At 51.6% G+C, this 18,649-nt stretch carries 14 protein-coding genes; 12 read left to right on the forward strand and 2 right to left on the reverse strand.

Annotation, left to right across the window (positions count from 1 at the left end):
• Window positions 1-11 precede the first annotated feature (11 nt).
• From ACAW87_RS13130 to ACAW87_RS13185, 12 genes are all read left to right on the forward strand, one after another.
• Complete coding sequence (locus ACAW87_RS13130; protein WP_370723851.1) at window positions 12-1,970, forward strand: glycoside hydrolase family 97 protein; 1,959 nt, start codon at window positions 12-14, stop codon at window positions 1,968-1,970.
• A gap of 36 nt (window positions 1,971-2,006) precedes the next feature.
• Window positions 2,007-3,287, forward strand: a complete 1,281-nt coding sequence (locus ACAW87_RS13135; RefSeq protein WP_370723852.1) for a glycoside hydrolase — start codon at window positions 2,007-2,009, stop codon at window positions 3,285-3,287.
• A 23-nt stretch (window positions 3,288-3,310) separates the two neighbouring features.
• Window positions 3,311-4,162: a sialate O-acetylesterase gene (locus tag ACAW87_RS13140; protein WP_370723853.1), complete on the forward strand. Its 852-nt coding sequence runs from the start codon at window positions 3,311-3,313 to the stop codon at window positions 4,160-4,162.
• A gap of 196 nt (window positions 4,163-4,358) precedes the next feature.
• The gene (locus ACAW87_RS13145) at window positions 4,359-5,273 is read left to right on the forward strand and encodes an alpha/beta hydrolase (protein ID WP_370723854.1); all 915 of its coding nucleotides are present in this window, start codon (window positions 4,359-4,361) and stop codon (window positions 5,271-5,273) included.
• A 5-nt stretch (window positions 5,274-5,278) separates the two neighbouring features.
• A complete protein-coding gene (locus ACAW87_RS13150; protein ID WP_370723855.1) occupies window positions 5,279-7,366 on the forward strand; it encodes an alpha-L-fucosidase in 2,088 nt (695 codons plus the stop codon).
• Between the two features lie 74 nt (window positions 7,367-7,440).
• Window positions 7,441-8,604 (forward strand): alpha/beta hydrolase-fold protein, encoded by a 1,164-nt coding sequence (locus ACAW87_RS13155; RefSeq protein ID WP_370723856.1) that lies wholly within the window; start codon window positions 7,441-7,443, stop codon window positions 8,602-8,604.
• Between the two features lie 12 nt (window positions 8,605-8,616).
• A complete protein-coding gene (locus tag ACAW87_RS13160) occupies window positions 8,617-9,696 on the forward strand; it encodes an alpha/beta hydrolase (RefSeq protein ID WP_370723857.1) in 1,080 nt (359 codons plus the stop codon).
• Between the two features lie 102 nt (window positions 9,697-9,798).
• Window positions 9,799-10,905 carry an alpha/beta hydrolase-fold protein gene (locus ACAW87_RS13165; protein WP_370723858.1) on the forward strand — a complete coding sequence of 369 codons (1,107 nt, stop codon included), beginning with the start codon at window positions 9,799-9,801 and terminating at the stop codon, window positions 10,903-10,905.
• 143 nt (window positions 10,906-11,048) lie between these two features.
• Window positions 11,049-12,188 carry an alpha/beta hydrolase-fold protein gene (locus tag ACAW87_RS13170; protein ID WP_370723859.1) on the forward strand — a complete coding sequence of 380 codons (1,140 nt, stop codon included), beginning with the start codon at window positions 11,049-11,051 and terminating at the stop codon, window positions 12,186-12,188.
• A gap of 15 nt (window positions 12,189-12,203) precedes the next feature.
• Window positions 12,204-14,126, forward strand: coding sequence for an alpha/beta hydrolase-fold protein (locus ACAW87_RS13175; RefSeq protein ID WP_370723860.1), 1,923 nt, complete (start codon window positions 12,204-12,206; stop codon window positions 14,124-14,126).
• Window positions 14,127-14,154: 28 nt separating this feature from the next.
• A complete protein-coding gene (locus ACAW87_RS13180; protein WP_370723861.1) occupies window positions 14,155-14,490 on the forward strand; it encodes a hypothetical protein in 336 nt (111 codons plus the stop codon).
• Between the two features lie 104 nt (window positions 14,491-14,594).
• Complete coding sequence (locus ACAW87_RS13185) at window positions 14,595-15,695, forward strand: endo-1,4-beta-xylanase (protein WP_370723862.1); 1,101 nt, start codon at window positions 14,595-14,597, stop codon at window positions 15,693-15,695.
• A 74-nt stretch (window positions 15,696-15,769) separates the two neighbouring features.
• Here ACAW87_RS13185 and ACAW87_RS13190 read toward each other — a convergent pair whose 3' ends face one another.
• Both ACAW87_RS13190 and ACAW87_RS13195 read right to left on the reverse strand, forming a co-directional pair.
• The gene (locus tag ACAW87_RS13190; protein ID WP_370723919.1) at window positions 15,770-16,336 is read right to left on the reverse strand and encodes a hypothetical protein; all 567 of its coding nucleotides are present in this window, start codon (window positions 16,334-16,336) and stop codon (window positions 15,770-15,772) included.
• Between the two features lie 95 nt (window positions 16,337-16,431).
• Window positions 16,432-18,621 (reverse strand): glutamine synthetase III family protein, encoded by a 2,190-nt coding sequence (locus ACAW87_RS13195; RefSeq protein WP_370723863.1) that lies wholly within the window; start codon window positions 18,619-18,621, stop codon window positions 16,432-16,434.
• Window positions 18,622-18,649: the final 28 nt, after the last annotated feature.

Consider the following 18,649-nt stretch of genomic DNA (forward strand, 5'->3'; position numbering starts at 1 on the left):
TCCACTCGTTTATGAAAAACAAACTGAATTATATATTTCTCCTTTTTCTGTTAATTCCATTTTGGGCTGGCGCGCAGACTGCCAATTCAGTCATAAGTAGCCCTGATGGAAAATTAGTGGTAACGGTATCGCTGGAAGGTGGCAAACCGGCCTACAGCGTTTCGCTTAATGGAAAGTCATTTCTGAGTAAATCACCGCTGGGCCTGAAAACTAATGTGGGCGACTTTTCAGAAGGGCTTGTCGTCAGTAAGGCGGCAACGATTACCAAAATCGACAAGTCATACGAGCTGCCGAACATCAAGACGAGCAAGGTCCACTATGTAGCGAATGAGGGCGTCATTTCGTATTCAAAAGATAACCTTTCGGCTATCGACATCACGTTCAGAGTGAGCAACATCGATGTGGCGTTCAAGTACAAGGTGTACCCACAAAAAGCGTCGCGTTCCTGCGTGATCAGTGAAGAAAAATCCGGCTTTGTATTACCTGCCGGAACGACCACCTTTCTGTCGGCGCAAAGCAAGGCTATGACAGGTTTTGCCCGAACCATGCCCAGCTACGAAATTCCATATACGGCCGACGATTCATTAGGCAAAAACGGCCGAGGTAATGGCTACACGTTTCCTTGCCTGTTCAAAGTCAATAATACCGGTTGGGTATTGATTTCAGAGACGGGCGTCGATAGTCGTTTCTGCGGTAGCCGCCTGATTGGCAACGCCGGTGGTTTGTATACAATTGGCTTCCCAATGCCGGATGAAAACAACGGCATTGGTACCTCAGCACCGGGCATTCCACTACCGGGCGAAACTCCCTGGCGCACGATTACAGTTGGCGAAACCCTTGCTCCAATTGTGGAAACGACCGTGCCCTTCGACGTCGTGGAACCGCGTTATGAAGCCTCTCAGAAATACGAATACACCAAGGGTTCGTGGAGCTGGATTATTGGCATGGATGGCCGAACGGTGTACAATGAGCAGGTTCGCTACATCGATTTCAGCGCGGCTATGGGCTACAAAACCGTTTTGGTCGATGCACTGTGGGACACGCAGATCGGCCGGGAGAAAATGGTCGAACTGGCCAAATACGCAGCCAGCAAAGGCGTTAGCCTGTATTTGTGGTACAACTCCAACGGCTACTGGAATGACGCGCCACAGGGGCCACGCGGCATTATGGACAACACCATTGCCCGGCGTAAAGAGATGGCCTGGATGAAAAGTATCGGCGTGAAAGGCATCAAAGTCGACTTTTTTGGTGGTGACAAGCAGGAGACCATGAAGCTGTACGAAGACATTCTGTACGACGCCAACGACTACGGAATCCTCTGCATTTTTCACGGTTCGACATTACCGCGTGGCTGGGAAAAGATGTACCCCAACTACGCAGCCAGCGAGGCCGTTCTTGCCAGCGAAAACCTGGCTTTTTCTCAGGGGAGTAATGACCGGGAAGCGTTCAATGCCACGCTGCACCCATTCATTCGCAACACGGTGGGTAGCATGGATTTTGGCGGAAGCGCGTTGAACAAATTCTACAACGGGAATAATACGCCAAACAAGGGATCGAAACGCGTTACGTCCGACGTGTACGCCCTGGCCACGGCAGTCTTATTCCAGAGTGCCGTTCAGCATTTTGCCCTGGCACCCAACAACCTCACCGACGCACCCGCCTGGGCTATGGACTTCATGAAAACGGTGCCCACTACCTGGGATGAAGTACGCTACATCGACGGCTATCCGGGCAAGTACATTGTGCTGGCGCGTCGTCATGGATCGAACTGGTATGTCGCTGGCGTGAACGCTCAGAAAGAACCGGTAAAGCTGAAACTGAAATTGCCTATGATTGCCGCCGGGTCGACGTATAAATTATACAGCGACGATGCGCAACTAACAGGTAAAGTGACGTCTGAAAAGCTACCAAAAAGTCAGGAAGTCGAGTGGGTAATCCCAACGAACGGAGCTGCGCTTTTGGTGAATTGATATCGAGTACTAGCTATTCCATCTAAACCCGCCCTCATGAAAAACGCACTCAAGATATTCGTCTTGCTCGGGGTGATAGTCGGCTGTAGCAAACCCGCCGAAGAGCCTGCCGTAGCGCAACCCCAGCTCAAGGTGGACATTCTACCCCAGACGACCTTCCAGACCATAACCGGCTTTGGGGGCGCTAACCGTATGTGGGGCACCGCATCATTGAAACCAGCGGAAGCGCAAAAGGCCTTTGGTGTGGCTGATAATGAATTGGGGTTGAGCATTTTTCGGGTGCGTATATCGTCGAATAAAAGCGAATGGCCAATAATCGTCGACGCTGTCAAGGAAGCCAACAAACGCAACGTGAAAGTTTTGGCTAGTCCGTGGTCGCCACCACCTGCGTTGAAAGATAACAAGAGCGACGTTCGGGGTAGGTTACTGCCCGAAAACTACAAAGCGTTCAAGGATTACATCAATGAGTACATCGCCTACATGGCTAGCAACGGAGCCAAAATCGATGTAGTCTCAATTCAGAACGAACCCGACTGGAAGCCCACCTACGAGTCGTGCGACTGGACGGCGACCGACATGATCAACTTCCTGAAAGCACCCGGTCAGATCGTAGGTGCTAAACTGGCAGCTCCTGAATCACTGAATTTCAGTCAGCAGATGACCAACGCCCTGCTCTCGGATGCTGAAGCAGTTAAAAAGTTCGACATCGTGGCGGGACATATCTACGGCGGCGGGCTGGGTAAGTTTCCGTTGGCCGAGCAGCAGAAAAAAGAAATCTGGATGACCGAGTTTCTGCTGAACCTCGATACCGGTAACGCAGGAGCCGCCAAGTGGAGTACCTATTCGGAAGCCGCCAAATGGACCGAAACGCTGAAAATGCTTGGGACGATTCATGACGCCATGAGCAATAACTGGAATGCCTATATCTGGTGGTATTTGCAGCGTTTCTATTCCTTCATCGGCGATGGTGAAGAGGGTACAGTCAATGGGGAGGTGCTCAAGCGAGGCTACGCGTATTCCCATTTCTCGAAATTCGTACGGCCCGGTTCCGTTCGCATCGATACGCAGGCAAGCGGAAATTACTACCTGAAAATGACTGCCTACCAGAATGGTGCACAGACCGTAGTAGTCGTGATTAACCCGACCTCGTTTGCGGTAAGCAATGTGCAGTTCAACGGACTCACGCCAGCATCGGCCACGGCCTATACCACAACCGAAACGGCTAACCTGGCGAAGAAGTCGCTGAGGGTTGAGAATAAAGCGGTGATCCTCGACTTTCCGGCAAGTAGTGTAACGACCTTGGTACTGACCAATTAAGACTTCCTAAACCGAATAAACCCATGAAAAAGAGAATTGGCGGCTTGCTGATCGGCCTATTGCTACTGACTAGTAACGCTTTTGCCCAGGACAAGAACTTCCATATCTACCTCTGCTTCGGGCAGTCGAACATGGAGGGAAACGCCAAAATTGAACCGCAGGACACGGTCGATGTTAACCCGCGTTTTCAGGTGATGGAAGCGGTGGATTGCCCCGCTATTAACCGCACAAAGGGAACTTGGTACACGGCCAAACCACCTCTTTGCCGCTGCCGGACAGGCCTTACCCCCGCAGATTACTTCGGGCGCGAACTGGTAGCCAATCTACCTGAGAAGGTACGTGTGGGTGTGATCAATGTGGCCGTGGGCGGTTGCAAAATCGAGTTATTCGATAAAGATCAGTACCAATCGTACACCACCAACATACCCGGCTGGATGAAGAACATGATCAAGGAATACGACGGAAATCCCTACGGTCGACTGGTTGAAATGGCGAAACTGGCGCAGAAAGACGGCGTAATCAAAGGCATTCTGCTGCATCAGGGCGAATCGAACACGGGCGATACATTGTGGACTAAAAAGGTGAAGATCGTTTATGATAACCTGATGAAGGACCTGGATCTGAAACCTAAAAAGGTGCCGCTGCTGGCGGGTGAAACGGTCAACGCGGATCAGAATGGCAAATGTGCCAGCATGAACAAGATTATTGCCACGCTGCCACAAACGATCAAAAACGCCCACGTAATTTCATCAGCGGGTTGCACCGATTCGGCCGACGACCTGCATTTCAATGCCGCCGGTTACCGGGAATTAGGCAAGCGCTACGCCACGCAAATGCTGTCGTTACTGGGGTATAAACCGATAGCAACGAAGTAGGGATATGGGCTCTGTGAATTGCTTCGCGTTCTAGGCCCTTCGACAGGCTCAGGGTGACATGATACCCAAGAATGTGAATGACCAACTTGAGTAGTATTGTCACCCTGAGCCTGTCGAAGGGCCTAGAACGCGAAGCAATTCACAGTGCGAAGCAACCATTTAGAAAAAACACTACCTATTCCAAACCCCCACCCACATGAAACCCTTTCGTTCAATTATAACAATAACCGTCACCGCGTTAGCCGGCTGTTTATTCGCTTTCACCGCCAACGCCCAGGAAATCATTCCGTTGTATGCAGGGGCGGTTCCTAATTCTAAACCGTCGGATGTGCAGGAATCGGGGGCAGACAAAGGCGTGATCAGGGGTATCACTAAACCCACGCTGGAGTACTTCAAACCCGCGGCTGACAAGGCATCCGGGGCCGCCGTGATCATCATTCCCGGTGGTGGTTATGGCGTAGTGGTGTATAACGGCGAGGGCATCAGCACCGCCAAAGCCCTGGCCGAAAAAGGGATCGCGGCGTTTGTGCTCAAATACCGCCTGCCCAACGACGCCATTATGCCCGACAGGAAGATCGGTCCATTGCAGGATGCCCAGCAAGCCATCAAACTGGTTCGCGAAGGGGCTGCCAAGTGGGGTATCGACGCCAGTAAAGTAGGCATCATGGGCTTTTCAGCGGGCGGTCATCTGGCCTCTACGGCCGCCACGCATTTCGAGAAAGCGTATGTCGATAATGCCAGCAACACGAGCCTTCGGCCCGATTTTCAAATTCTGGTTTATCCCGTTATCAGCATGCGCGACAGCTTGACGCACGGCGGTTCACACGACGCCCTGTTAGGCAAAAACCCGTCACGTCAGGATGTTGAGCTTTTCTCCAACGAACTTCAGGTACGTGCCAACACGCCCCCCACGTACCTGACCCACGCCGCCGACGATAAGCTGGTTGATGTAGACAATAGCATTGCTTATTTCGAAACCCTGCGACGTCAGAAAGTGCCCGTCGAAATGCACGTGTACCCCAAAGGTGACCACGGCTTCATTTTTCGGCATCCCGGCTGGATGGAACCGCTTTTTGCGTGGATGCAAGTGAACAACTGGCTTAAAAAGTAGCAATCATGTCCAAACTCGTATTCGTTTACCTGACTCTTTTTCTGCTGACTGGCCTTTCTGGATTGGCTCAGCCAACTCCACCGAAACCTGTTGGTCCACTGCCCAGTGAGAATCAGTTACGCTGGCAGAAGATGGAGTATTACGCCTTCATCCATTTTTCGATCAACACCTATACCGACATGGCATGGGGCCTTGGCAACGAAGACCCAAAGCTGTTTAACCCCACAAAACTCGATTGTCGGCAGTGGGCACGTATCTGTAAAGAGGCTGGCATGAAAGGCATCATTTTTACCGCTAAACACCACAGTGGTTTCTGCCTATGGCCCTCGAAATACACAGATTACTCAGTTGAAAAAGCACCCTGGAAGAACGGAAAAGGCGATGTGGTGCGCGAACTGGCCGATGCCTGTAAAGAATACGGCCTCAAATTCGGGGTGTATCTGTCTCCCTGGGATCGGAATCATGCCGACTACGGCAAGCCGGAATACATCACTTATTTCCGCAACCAGTTGACGGAATTATTGACCAACTACGGCGACATTTTCGAAGTCTGGTACGATGGAGCCAACGGCGGTTCGGGCTATTATGGCGGGGCCAACGAAACGCGCAAAATTGACGCCAAGACGTATTATGACTGGCCGAATACGTATAAGCTCGTGCGTAAACTTCAGCCCAACATCGTGATCTGGAACGATGGTGGCGACCGGGCCGACCTGCGGTGGGTGGGCACCGAAGCCGGGTACGTTGGCGAAACTAACTGGAGCTTACTAAACGCCACCGGCGACGTACCTGAGGATATGCTGCGCCACGGCGTCGAAAACGGAAACGCCTGGGTACCGGGCGAAGTAAACACGTCTATTCGGCCCGAATGGTTTTACCACGAACGGGAAGACAAGAAAGTGAAAACGCTGCCCCAACTGATGGACACATATTATAATTCCATCGGTCGAAACGGAACGTTGTTGCTCAACTTCCCGATCATGCCTAATGGCCTGATTCACGAGTTAGACGAGAAAGCGGTACAGGCCTTTGCCAAATCGACCAAAGAAGCGTTTGCCGTGAATCTGGCTAAAAACGCAAAAACCACGGCCTCACAGGTACGGGGGAAAAACGCAATCTACGACGCCGGAAAAGCGATTGATGCTGATAAGGAAAGCTACTGGGCCACGGATGATAATGTCCGCAACGCATCCTTAACGCTTCAGTTTGCCAGGCCCACGTCGTTCAACCGCTTTCTGGTGCAGGAACCTATCCGCCTGGGCCAACGCGTCAAAGCATTTACCGTAGAGGCATTTGTCAACGGCAGCTGGAAGCAAATTGCTAAAGAGACGACGATTGGTTATAAGCGCATTCTCCGCTTTCCGACCGTCGAGGCCACGCAATTGCGCCTGACGATTCTGGACGCAAAAGGCGCCCCGCTGATCTCGAATCTGGAAGTCTACAAAGCCCCGTTGATTCTTACGCCCCCCACCCTTCTACGCGATCAGGCTGGCAACCTGCACATGACGTCGGGCGATACGGAATCGGAATTGTACTACACCCTCGACGGCAGCACGCCAACAGCAAAAGCGATCAGGTACACCGTACCCGTAAAAACAGGCAATGATAAGCTGACGATCAAGGCAATAGCGTATAATCCGTTTACGAAACAAAGCAGCGTTGTCAGCGAAGAAAAGTTTGATATTGCCCGCGCGGCCTGGAAAATCATCAGTACGGATGCTAAAGCGGCTTATCAGACGCTCGATGGAAATCCGGGTACGTCCTGGCAGCAACCCAAGCGTCAATCGATGCCCGCCGAACTAGTGATTGATCTGGGCAAAGAAGAAAATCTGACTGGTTTCCGGTATTTACCGGCGCAGAACTGGTGGGAAGAGGCCAGTATCATTACCCACTATGAATTTGAGGTATCCGCCGATAATACTACCTGGAAACGGGTCAGTGAAGGCGAGTTTTCGAATATTAAAAATAGCCCCGTCTGGCAAACCAGCTCATTTGCCCCCACTAAAGCCCGGTACATCAAACTACGCGCTCTGAAAAACACGCAGGACGGGTCGACCTCGGGCTACGCGGAGGTGGATGTGATTACCCAGTAACTCAAACCGATAAGGTCTTGGCGCCCCCGTCTTAGACCTTATAAGTTTAACAACCCCCTAAACCTTAACTATCTATGAACCAACAACTAACCAAACGATTGTGGCTCTTTTGGACCATACTCTGTCTCTACAGTGCGGCCCTGGCTCAGCCGCCCCGCGGCCCGCTCGTGGTATCGCCACAAGTGAACGCCGACAAGACCGTTACCTTCCGCTACCAGGCTCCGCAGGCCAAAGCGGTGGAACTGAGTGCGCAGTTTGAAAAAGCACCGGTTGTCATGACCAAAGATGCGCAGGGTATCTGGAGCGTAACCGTCGGCCCCGTCAAACCGGATATTTACCCCTACAATTTTCGGGTAGATGGCGTATCGGTCATGGACCCTGCCAACGTCGCTTTTTTCCCGAACGAACGCTTCAAAGCCAGCCTGGTCGACGTACCCGGCGACACACCCTTAGTTCATGCCATGAAGGACGTACCCCACGGCTCGATCAACTACGAATATTATCCGTCGATGGAGGGCACCACAGGCTCTTTGGTCGTGTACACGCCACCGGGTTACGATCAAAATTCGTCGGAGAAGTACCCGGTCTACTACCTCATCAGCGGCACGACTGATACCGAAGAAACGTTCTTCAAGGTCGGCAAAACCAACCTGATTCTGGATAATCTGCTGGCCGAAGGCAAGGTGAAGCCGATGATTATTGTCATGCCCTACGGCAACATCGCGGCCCGCCTGGCTGAGCAAAAAGGTGGCTCAAAACCAGCCGACCCAACCGTTCGCGATGGAGCCGATGCCGTGAAGCGGGCCAACGATTTCACAACGGATTTGGTCAGCAACGTCATTCCGTACGTAGAGAAGAACTACCGGGCTATTGCCAATCGGGAGAACCGGGCCATTGGTGGTTTCTCGCGCGGAGGCGGGCAAACGCTGCGGGCGGCCTTCAACAACATGGATAAGTTTGCGTATGTGTGTGCGTATAGCTCGTACCTGTCGCCGCAGGAGATGGACGGCAACTTCAGTCAGATTGTGAACAAGCCCGATCAGACCAACAAGCAACTCAAACTGCTGTGGGTGAGCGTGGGCAGTGACGATTTTCTATACAAGGGAACGGTGGAATTTATGGATTACCTGAAGGCAAAAAAGGTCAATTACAAAAGCCTGATCACCGACGGAGGCCACACCTGGATGAACGTAAAAACGTACGTTTCCGCCACCACGCCACTGCTGTTCCAACCTTAAACCCAACCGACCATGAAACGCATTTTATCTATTCTTCTGGCTGTTCTTGTTTCGGGAATGACGGTATTGGCGCAGCAACGCCCGCCTGCTATCAGCTCGCCCGATGTGCATAAAGACCACAGCATCACGTTCCGGTATTTTTCCCGCAGCGCGAAAAAAGTGATGGTTTCCGGTGAGTTTCTGTCGGCACCGGTTGCCATGACTAAAGACACGTTGGGTATCTGGAGCGTAACAGTGCCCCCCGTCAAGCCCGACATTTATCCGTACAGCTTCACGGTCGACAGCGTGTCGATGGCCGACCCGAACAACACCTACATCTTCGCCAACGAGCGGTTCAAACGCAGCGTCGTCGATGTACCTGGCGATCAGCCGCTGGTGCATTCGTTGCAGAACGTACCCCACGGCAAAATCAGCTACCGGTATTACAAGTCAGGTACGTTGGGTACCACGCGACAATTGCTGGTATACACCCCACCCGGTTTCAATCCGAATGGCAAGACGAAATACCCGGTCCTGTACCTGATTCACGGTGGCTCCGACACGGAAGAAACCTGGACGAAAGTGGGCCGCGCCAACCTGATTGCCGATAACCTGATTGCGCAGGGCAAAGCCAAACCGATGTTGATCGTAATGCCCTACGGCAACGTCCGCCCGGCCCCAATGCCTGATTTTACCAAAGACATGGTGAATGACATTGTGCCGTTTGTGGAGGCCAATTACCCGGTCATTAAAGAGAGTACAGGCCGAGCTGTGGCTGGCTTTTCGGTCGGTGGTGGCCAAACGCTGAACATCGGCCTGACCAATCCCTCCGCCTTTGCCTACGTGTGTTCATATGCGCCTTACACGGCTACCGACGAGTTCAAGGCAAACTTCACGAACTGGTCGCCGAATGCCGAACAGATGAACAAGCAACTGAAACTGTTCACGATCAGCGTGGGTACAGAGGATTTTCTGTACGAACCCGTGAAGCAGAACATCGCGATGTTTACCGAGAAAAAAATCAACGTCAAACCGCTGATCGTGCCAGGTGGTCATACGTGGATGAACTGCAAATTATACTTGGCGAATACATTGCCGCAGCTGTTTCGGTGAGGTGGGTGACAATTGTTGCTGACGCCCTTGTAGAAACCGGTCTGCCGACAGAAGGCAAAAAATTTCTACCTAAAATTCAAATTCCCTAAAACCAACAACCAAATGAATCTCAACCCAATCGCTGCTTTTTGTGCAGCCACGCTACTCAGTATCAGCTGCTTTGCGCAGATAGTACAAGAAGATTTCAAGCCCTCTGTCTTGAATCAGCCGGGGCAGGAATTCCCGCAGGTCAATTCGCAGGGGTACGCCCGGTTCCGCATTCATGCACCTAAAGCCGACAGCGTCAAAGTGAGCCTGGGCCTCGGGGGACGGGGTGGCACCATCCTCAAAAAAGGCGACGACGGTTTCTGGACCGCCACGACGGAAGGGCCCATGGATGAAGGCTTCCACTACTACAACGTGACCATCGACGGTGGAAAATTCAACGACCCCGGTGCGAAGAACTACTACGGTTCTGTGCGTTGGGAGAGCGGTATCGAAATTCCGGCCCACGATCAGGATTTCTACGCCCTGAAAGACGTACCGCATGGCCATGTGCAGCAAGTACTGTTCCCGTCGAAAAGCACAGGTACGTCGCGACGGGCATTTGTGTACACGCCACCAGGCTACGAGAAAGACAAGTCGAAGAAATACCCGGTGCTGTACCTGCAACACGGCTGGGGCGAAGACGAAACGGCCTGGAGCAATCAGGGGCACGCTAACCTGATCATGGACAACCTCATCGCCGAGAACAAAACGAAACCATTTATCATCGTGATGACCTACGGCATGACCAACGAAGTAAAGTGGGGACGGATGCGCGATTTCAAGATCGACGGCTTTCAAACGGTTCTGACCGAGGAACTGATTCCGTACGTCGATGCCAATTTTCGTACGATAGATAACCGGGATAACCGGGCCATGGCAGGCCTGTCGATGGGTGGCATGGAGACCAAAACGATCACGCTCAACAAGCCAGAGGTGTTTGGGTACTACGGCCTACTGAGCGGTGGCGTTTACGCACCGGAGGACCTCAACGGCAAGGCAAAACCGAAGCTGGTATTTATCAGCTGTGGCAGCAAAGAACGGCCCGATGGCGTAAATAAATCGGCCACCGACCTGAAAGGAGCCGGTTACAACGCCGTGTCGTACGTATCGGACAAAACGGGTCACGAATTCCAGACGTGGCGCCGGAGCCTGCACGAGATGGCGCCGTTGCTGTTTAAGTAAGACGACATAATCATTATGCTACGCGTCATTATGCTATGCTGTCATTGGCCGTTGGCGTCATTGATTGTCATCCTGACAAAAGGATTAATGACTACCAATGACGCCAACGGCCAATGACAATAAATTCCTCTAAACCCTTTACAATGAAAACGTTACTCAAATTACTAATCGGGGTTATGACCCTGACGGTACCGGCCCTGGCCCAGCCTACGGGTGTTCCGGCATCGACCAATATTCCGGGACAGAAATACCCGCAGATTTTGCCCGACAATCGGGTGGTATTTCGCGTGAAAGCGCCCGACGCCCGTAAGCTGCAAATTGACTTGATGAAGAAGTACGACATGGTGAAAGATACCAGCGGCTTCTGGACGGTCACGACCGAACCAGTCGGTGAAGGCTTTCACTATTACTCACTCATTGCGGACGGTATCGCTATCTGCGACCCGGCCAGTCAGACGTTTTACGGCATGGGACGCATGGCCAGTGGCATTGATATTCCAGACAAAGACATGGAGTATTACCAGCCCAAAAATGTGCCGCACGGTCAGGTACGTTCAGTCAATTACTATTCCGACATGACCAAAGCCTGGCGTCGGGCTAACGTGTACACACCCGCCGGGTACGACGAAAATCCGAAGAAGCGTTACCCGGTGCTGTACCTGCAACACGGCTCGGGCGAAGACGAAACCGGCTGGCCAACGCAGGGTAAAATGGATATGATTCTCGATAACCTGATCGCCGAAGGGAAAGCGACGCCGATGATCGTGGTGATGGAACGCGGCTACGCTACCGACCCCACTAAACCTGTCAGCGCTACCGGCGGCATGACCGCCAATGTGTTTCCTGAATTACTAGTAAAAGAGGTTATTCCCATGATCGACAAATCATTCCGGACGCTAACCGATCGCGACAACCGGGCGATGGCGGGGCTGTCGATGGGTGGTTTTCAGACGTTCCAGACTACGATGACCAACCTCGATAAGTTTGCCTACATCGGCGGGTTCAGCGGGGCAGGTCGGTTGCAGCCGGGCGCCGACATCAAACAGCTATACGATGGTGCCTGGGCTGATACCGAGGCGTTCAACAAGAAGATGAAAGTGGTGTATGTGAGCATTGGCACCAAAGAGCCAGAGCGAATGTACAACGGCGTGAAAGGCTTCCACGAAGCGCTGGACAAAGCGGGCGTTAAGCACGTGTATTACGAGTCGCCGGGTACGTTGCACGAATGGCAAACCTGGCGTCGGTCATTACGGCAGTATGCTGGTTTGATTTTTAAGAAGTGATAAGACCTCATAACTATGAAACAACTCCTCTTACTAGCGACCGTTATCAGCCTCTTTTGCGGTAACGGCTACGCCCAACCGTCCGACAAGGAAATGCCGCAAGGCTTCGATCAGGTACGTTCGGGCATCGCCACTGGCAAGCTTGACTCGGTGGCTTATCCATCGAAAACGGTAGGTACGTCCCGAAAAGCGCTGGTGTATACACCGCCGGGGTTCAACAAGAAGAAAAAATACCCCGTCCTGTACCTGCTCCACGGCATCGGAGGCGACGAGAAAGAATGGCTTAAAGGCGGCAGTCCGCAGGTAATTCTGGACAACCTGTATGCTGAGAACAAACTGGAACCGATGATCGTGGTGATGCCTAATGGCCGTGCCATGAAAGATGACCGGGCTATTGGCAACATCTTCGATAAAGACAAAGTGGAAGCCTTTGCTACCTTCGAGAAAGACCTGCTGAACGATCTGATTCCGTTCATCGAAAAGAAATACCCGACGCTGACCGACCGCGAGCACCGCGCCATTGCGGGTCTGTCGATGGGCGGCGGGCAGTCGCTGAATTTCGGACTGGGCAATCTGGACAAGTTTGCCTGGGTAGGCGGCTTCTCGTCGGCTCCGAATACCAAAACTCCTCAGGAACTGGTGCCGAATCCGGCTGATGCCAAACAGAAGCTGAAACTGCTCTGGATTTCGTGCGGGGATGCTGATGGGCTCATCACCTTCAGTAAACGTACCCACGATTACCTCTACCAGAATAGTGTACCACACGTTTACTATGTCGAAGCGGGCGGGCATGACTTTAAGGTCTGGAAAAATGGCCTGTACATGTTTTCGCAGTTCCTGTTCAAGCCGGTCGACGTGGCTTCGCTGACAAAATATTCCGTGCTGGGCACTCCCGCTTCGACCAACATCCGCAACGCCAAGTACCCGCAAATTCTACCCGATAACCGGGTGGTATTCCGCGTGAAAGCGCCCGACGCCAAAAAAGTGCAGGTTGATCTGGGTAAGAAGTACGACATGGTAAAAGATACCGCCGGTTTCTGGACTGCTACTACCGATTCTGTCAGCCGGGGTTTTCATTACTACTCCCTGTTGATCGACGGCGTAGCCATTGCCGATCCGGCCAGCGAATCGTTTTACGGCATGAGCCGGATGGCCAGCGGCATCGAGATTCCCGACAAAGACGGGGCGTTTTACGCGATGAAGGACGTACCTCATGGTGACATCCGCATCAAACGTTACCTTTCGAAAGCCACCAACAGCTGGCGCGAAATGTACGTATACACCCCACCGGGCTACGACAAATCGACGGAAAAATATCCGGTGTTATACCTGCTGCATGGCGGTGGCGAAGATCAGCGCGGCTGGTCTTCACAGGGCAAAACGGATATGATTCTGGACAACCTGATCGCTGAAGGCAAGGCCAAGCCGATGATCATTGCCATGCTCGACGGTAACGTAAGCGCGGGCGGCATGGCCGGTTTCAACGAAAACGTGTTGAAAGCGTTCGAGAATGAGTTAAAAATGGGAGCCATTCCCTTTGTGGAAAGCAATTTCCGAGTCGAAACCGACGCAAAAAATCGGGCATTGGCTGGTCTGTCGATGGGCGGATTGCAGACGTTGCATGCAGGCATCAAAAACACCAACATGTTCTCAAACCTGGGTGTGTTTAGTTCAGGCTGGTTCGCCAACAATCCCAAGCTGACCGACCCGCAGTACGCCTTCATGAAAGACAATGCCAGCACCATCAATGGTAACCTCAAAAACCTTTGGATTTCAATGGGCGGCAAAGAAGACATTGCCTACCAAAACTGCCAGCTCATGATGAAAAAATTCGACGAGATGGGCATCAAATACAGCTACAGCGAGTATGCTGGTGGCCACACCTGGCCTGTATGGCGGCACGATCTCTTTCAATTTTCACAAGTGCTTTTCAAATAACTAGTTATCTAAAACCCCAATTTTTACCATGAAAAAGTTATTTTTCTCTTTATTCTTATCGCTTGTCACTGTGGTGGCATTTGCGCAAAGCCCAATTGATGGCAACTGGAAAGGCAGCCGAGAAACGCCTAACGGCACGTTTGAAGTAAATTATACCTTCAAGGTAGAAGGCAACAAATTGACAGGAACATGGAAAACTCAATTTGGAGAGTCTCCAATACAGGAAGGAACTGTTGATGGCAAAAAGATTTCGTTCAGCATCTCATTCAACGACCGTAAAATGAGTTATACAGGCGAACTAGTCTCTGATAAAGAGGTCGTTATTAAAAACGAGCGTGGTGAAATGAAGCTTGCCAAGCAATAGAAATTTTCGTCTTTTAACCGGATTTTTAGTTTCCGGTTAAAAGACACTTTTAGTTTTTTCGATAGTTTTTAGCAGGAAAAGTCTACTAAAAAAACACAATTCTAATGATTTCAAAAAGAACTTTCGTGGCAGTAAGTACAGCCATGTTTATGATGGGAACTGCGACTGGATTTGCTCAATCCATTCCATCATTAAAAGACGCTTTTAAGCGAGATTTTGGCATTGGTACGGCGCTAAACAACGCTCAGATCGAGGAGCGTGACCCGGTAACAACGGCCTTCATTGCCCGTCAATTCAACATGGCTACGCCCGAAAACATCATGAAGTCGGCGCTGCTACATCCGAAATGGGACACATACGATTTTACGATGGGCGATAAGCTAATTGACTTTGGTAAGAAGCACAACATCAAAATTAACGGACATACCCTAATCTGGCACAGTCAGTTGCCGTCGTTCATTCGGGGAATAAAGAGCGCCGATTCAATTCGGACGTTTTTCAACGATCACATCAAAACGGTAGCTGGTCACTACAGTGGTAAGGTGTATTCGTGGGATGTGGTCAACGAAGCACTGAATGAAGACGGTACGATGCGTAAGTCAGTTTTCCTGCAATACCTCGGTGAAGATTTTGTGACGGAAGCCTTCCGGCTGGCGCAACAGGCCGCACCCAAAACAGAGCTGTACTATAACGATTACAACAATGAGCAGCCTAAAAAGCGCGCAGGTTGCCTTGCGCTGGTCAAAAAGGTGAAAGACGCCGGGGTACGTATCGACGGAGTGGGTATTCAGGGGCACTGGCATGTGGGGCGGGTGCCGTTCAAAGACATTGAAGACAGCATTCTTGAGTATTCGGCATTGGGCTTGCAGGTCATGTTTACCGAGCTGGACATTGAAGTGCTACCCCGCAACTTCCAGGGGGCTGACGTGGGGCAACGCATGACCGCCAATGAGAAGTCGAACCCTTACCCCACTACCCTGCCCGACTCGGTGCAACAGCAACTCGCGGCTGATTACGAAAACCTGTTCAAGCTCTTCCTGAAGCACAAAGACAAAGTCACCCGTGTCACCTTCTGGGGCGTTAATGACGCCGACAGCTGGCTTAACAACTGGCCAATCCGAGGTCGTACCAGCTACCCGTTGTTATTCGACCGCAATAACCAGCCTAAACCCGCTTTCGAGAAAGTAATTGCGTTGAAGAAATAGACATACTGTTTATCAAGACAAAGGGTCAGCGCTGTTGCGCTGACCCTTTGTCTTGATAAACAGTATGTTGTCAGTTAGTCTTCGTCCACTTCGTCGCTGGTGAACGAATAGAGCGTTTTATCGAGCTTCAGTGTCCCGTCGTTAAACTGGCCAATGAATTTTTCGATAACCTCGTCGTTGATTTCCTCCACGTTGAGGCAAACATCGATGCCGATACCGTATTCGAAATCGTGCTCCAGTTCAACATGCTCCTGCACCTTTACGGCTTCGGTTTCCTCCAGTTCTTCGATGATCTCGGTCAACAATTCCTCGATTTCTTCGTCTTTGGCACTATCTATCGAGTAACCGGGCTGACGTTCTTCGGGTGGAACATACTCGGGATGTGTTTTCCGAATTTGGTCAACGGCCGTTTCATAAACAGTGCTGCTGTGATGCAAACGGAGGGTATAAATCAGACCATCAAAAATAACTTCGTCGCCAAAGTCTTTTCCAACGAACTGAATATGAGCACACTCTCCCGACTCCAGCACGTCTAAATCTTCATCTTCTACATAGATAAACGAGCGTCCTGTTTCGCGACATTCTTCGCGGAGCCCCTCAATCTCTTCGGGGGCATATCCTTCATTCTTATAATTCATGATTGAGCAACTTTCGTTTGGTGCAAGTTAGTGAAACTGTTGTTACCAATATCTTACTCCTATTTCTAACGACTTTCCAGACTATCGACTCCCGACTTTTACTTCACAAACAGCAACTCACGGTACTTCACCAGTGGCCAGTCATCATCGTCAATCAGTAGTTCGAGTTTATCGACCTCGTAGCGGATTACCTCGAAATAACCTTTTACCTCCGTGGCGTACAGGCGGGCCATTTCTACCGAGTCAGGTACGTTGTTGGCCCGTTTGCGCGACTCAATCATGGCTTCTACATTTTTCTTGATCACCACTACCCGCGCCGACAGTTCGCGAATGATGGCTTTCACCGGCTGCGCTTCGTTGATCATATCAAGGTCGACCAGCGATTTGGCGGTGGTAGCCAGTTGATTCATGTACTTCAAGGCTGTTGAGACCACGTGGTTGATGGCCAGGTCGCCCATGACACGCGCCTCGATCTGTACGTTTTTGATGTACTTCTCCAGCTCAATTTCGTAGCGGGCTTCTACCTCGGCGTGATTCATAACGCCCAACCGGGCAAACAAATCAATCGATTCGGGTTTGAGGTATACCTTCAGCGCGTCAGGCGTCGAAGCGATGTTCGAGAGGCCCCGCTTTTCGGCTTCGGCCACCCATTCGTCGGAGTAACCGTTGCCTTCGAAGAGAATGTTTTTCGACGCCCTGTAGTATTGTTTCAACACTTCCACCACGGCCAATTCCTTCTTCTCGCCAGTATCGAGCCGGGCTTCCAGATCGCGCCGAAACTGGATGAGTTGATCAGCTACGATCGTGTTCAGCACGATCATGGTCGACGCTGAATTGGCTCCGCCGCCAACGGCCCGAAACTCGAACTTGTTACCTGTGAACGCGAAAGGCGAGGTGCGATTCCGGTCGGTATTGTCCCGAATCAGCGACGGAATCCGGTTCAGTCCCAGCTTATAATAGACGTTATCCCCTTTGCTGAGCGATATTTCCGATTTGTTTTCCAGGTCGTCGAGTGCTTTCGTGAGGGTGTCGCCCAGAAAGATCGACATGATGGCGGGTGGGGCTTCGTTGGCTCCAAGCCGGTGTTCATTACCAGCTGAGGCAATGCTTGCCCGCAACAGATCGGCGTGGTCGTGAACAGCCTTTACTACGTTGACAATGAACGCGATAAACCGTAGCGTCTCTTTTGGCTTACTACTTGGCCCCAGCAGATTCACGCCCGTATTGGTGCCCAACGACCAGTTGTTGTGCTTGCCCGACCCATTGATACCGGCAAACGGTTTTTCATGAAAAAGCACCTTAAAGCCATGTTTCTCAGCGATTTTCTGCATCAGATCCATCAGCAACGCGTTGTGGTCGATGGCCAGATTTACCTCTTCGAACGTGGGGGCTACCTCGAACTGACCAGGCGCTACTTCGTTGTGCCGGGTACGTACCGGGATACCCAGCTTGAGCGCTTCAAACTCAAAATCGACCATGAATGCATTCACGCGCGGCGGAATGGTACCAAAATAATGATCTTCGAGTTGCTGCCCCCTTGCCGGTGCATGACCAAATACGGTTCGACCAGCCATCACCAGATCGGGACGCGCCACAAACAGGGCTTTGTCTACCAGGAAGTATTCCTGCTCGATACCCAGCGTGGGCGTCACCTTATCGATATTCCGGTCGAAATAATGGCAGACAGCCGTAGCGGCTTTGTCAATGGCGGCTAGTGATTTGAGTAGCGGCGTTTTATAATCGAGCGCCTCACCCGTGTAGGAAATAAACACCGATGGAATGCAGAGCGTCTTTCCCCCTGCCCCGTTGTCCATCAGAAAAGCAGGCGACGACGGATCCCAGCCTGTGTACCCCCGCGCTTCGAAGGTGTTGCGAAGGCCACCACTCGGAAACGACGAGGCATCGGGTTCTTGCTGAACCAGGGCCGATCCTTTAAATTTTTCAATGGCTTTACCGTCGTTGGCCAAATCGAAAAACGAGTCGTGCTTTTCGGCGGTGGAGCCTGTCAATGGCTGAAACCAGTGGGTAAAGTGCGTTGCTCCTTTGCTTACCGCCCACGATTTCAACGCATTAGCAACTTCGTCAGCAATATCGCGATCAATTCGACCACCGGTGTCTATAGCTTCGGCAATGCGTAAATAAGCCTCGGGTGATAATAGGGCACGCATGACATCTTTACTGAAAGTATGCACGCCATAATATTCGGTAAGTCGTTCGGCAGGAGGCGTTACCGCCAGAGGTTGGCGGCTTTGTGCCGTTTCAAGGGCATTAAAACGTAGGTAAGCCATTGGGTGCGTTTGGTGGTGAAGGAATGTA

It is taken from the genome of Fibrella aquatica (assembly GCF_041321135.1).
In the GTDB taxonomy this organism is placed as follows: Bacteria; Bacteroidota; Bacteroidia; order Cytophagales; family Spirosomataceae; genus Fibrella; species Fibrella aquatica.

Bases quoted from the DNA above. Each gene is read 5' to 3' on its own strand.
- ACAW87_RS13140 (WP_370723853.1), top strand. From the start codon at position 3,311: ATGAAAAAGAGAATTGGCGGCTTGCTGATCGGCCTATTGCTACTGACT.
- ACAW87_RS13165 (WP_370723858.1), top strand. From the start codon at position 9,799: ATGAATCTCAACCCAATCGCTGCTTTTTGTGCAGCCACGCTACTCAGT.
- ACAW87_RS13170 (WP_370723859.1), top strand. From the start codon at position 11,049: ATGAAAACGTTACTCAAATTACTAATCGGGGTTATGACCCTGACGGTA.
- ACAW87_RS13180 (WP_370723861.1), top strand. From the start codon at position 14,155: ATGAAAAAGTTATTTTTCTCTTTATTCTTATCGCTTGTCACTGTGGTG.
- ACAW87_RS13155 (WP_370723856.1), top strand. From the start codon at position 7,441: ATGAACCAACAACTAACCAAACGATTGTGGCTCTTTTGGACCATACTC.
- ACAW87_RS13135 (WP_370723852.1), top strand. From the start codon at position 2,007: ATGAAAAACGCACTCAAGATATTCGTCTTGCTCGGGGTGATAGTCGGC.
- ACAW87_RS13195 (WP_370723863.1), bottom strand. From the start codon at position 18,621: ATGGCTTACCTACGTTTTAATGCCCTTGAAACGGCACAAAGCCGCCAA.
- ACAW87_RS13185 (WP_370723862.1), top strand. From the start codon at position 14,595: ATGATTTCAAAAAGAACTTTCGTGGCAGTAAGTACAGCCATGTTTATG.
- ACAW87_RS13160 (WP_370723857.1), top strand. From the start codon at position 8,617: ATGAAACGCATTTTATCTATTCTTCTGGCTGTTCTTGTTTCGGGAATG.
- ACAW87_RS13175 (WP_370723860.1), top strand. From the start codon at position 12,204: ATGAAACAACTCCTCTTACTAGCGACCGTTATCAGCCTCTTTTGCGGT.
- ACAW87_RS13150 (WP_370723855.1), top strand. From the start codon at position 5,279: ATGTCCAAACTCGTATTCGTTTACCTGACTCTTTTTCTGCTGACTGGC.
- ACAW87_RS13130 (WP_370723851.1), top strand. From the start codon at position 12: ATGAAAAACAAACTGAATTATATATTTCTCCTTTTTCTGTTAATTCCA.
- ACAW87_RS13145 (WP_370723854.1), top strand. From the start codon at position 4,359: ATGAAACCCTTTCGTTCAATTATAACAATAACCGTCACCGCGTTAGCC.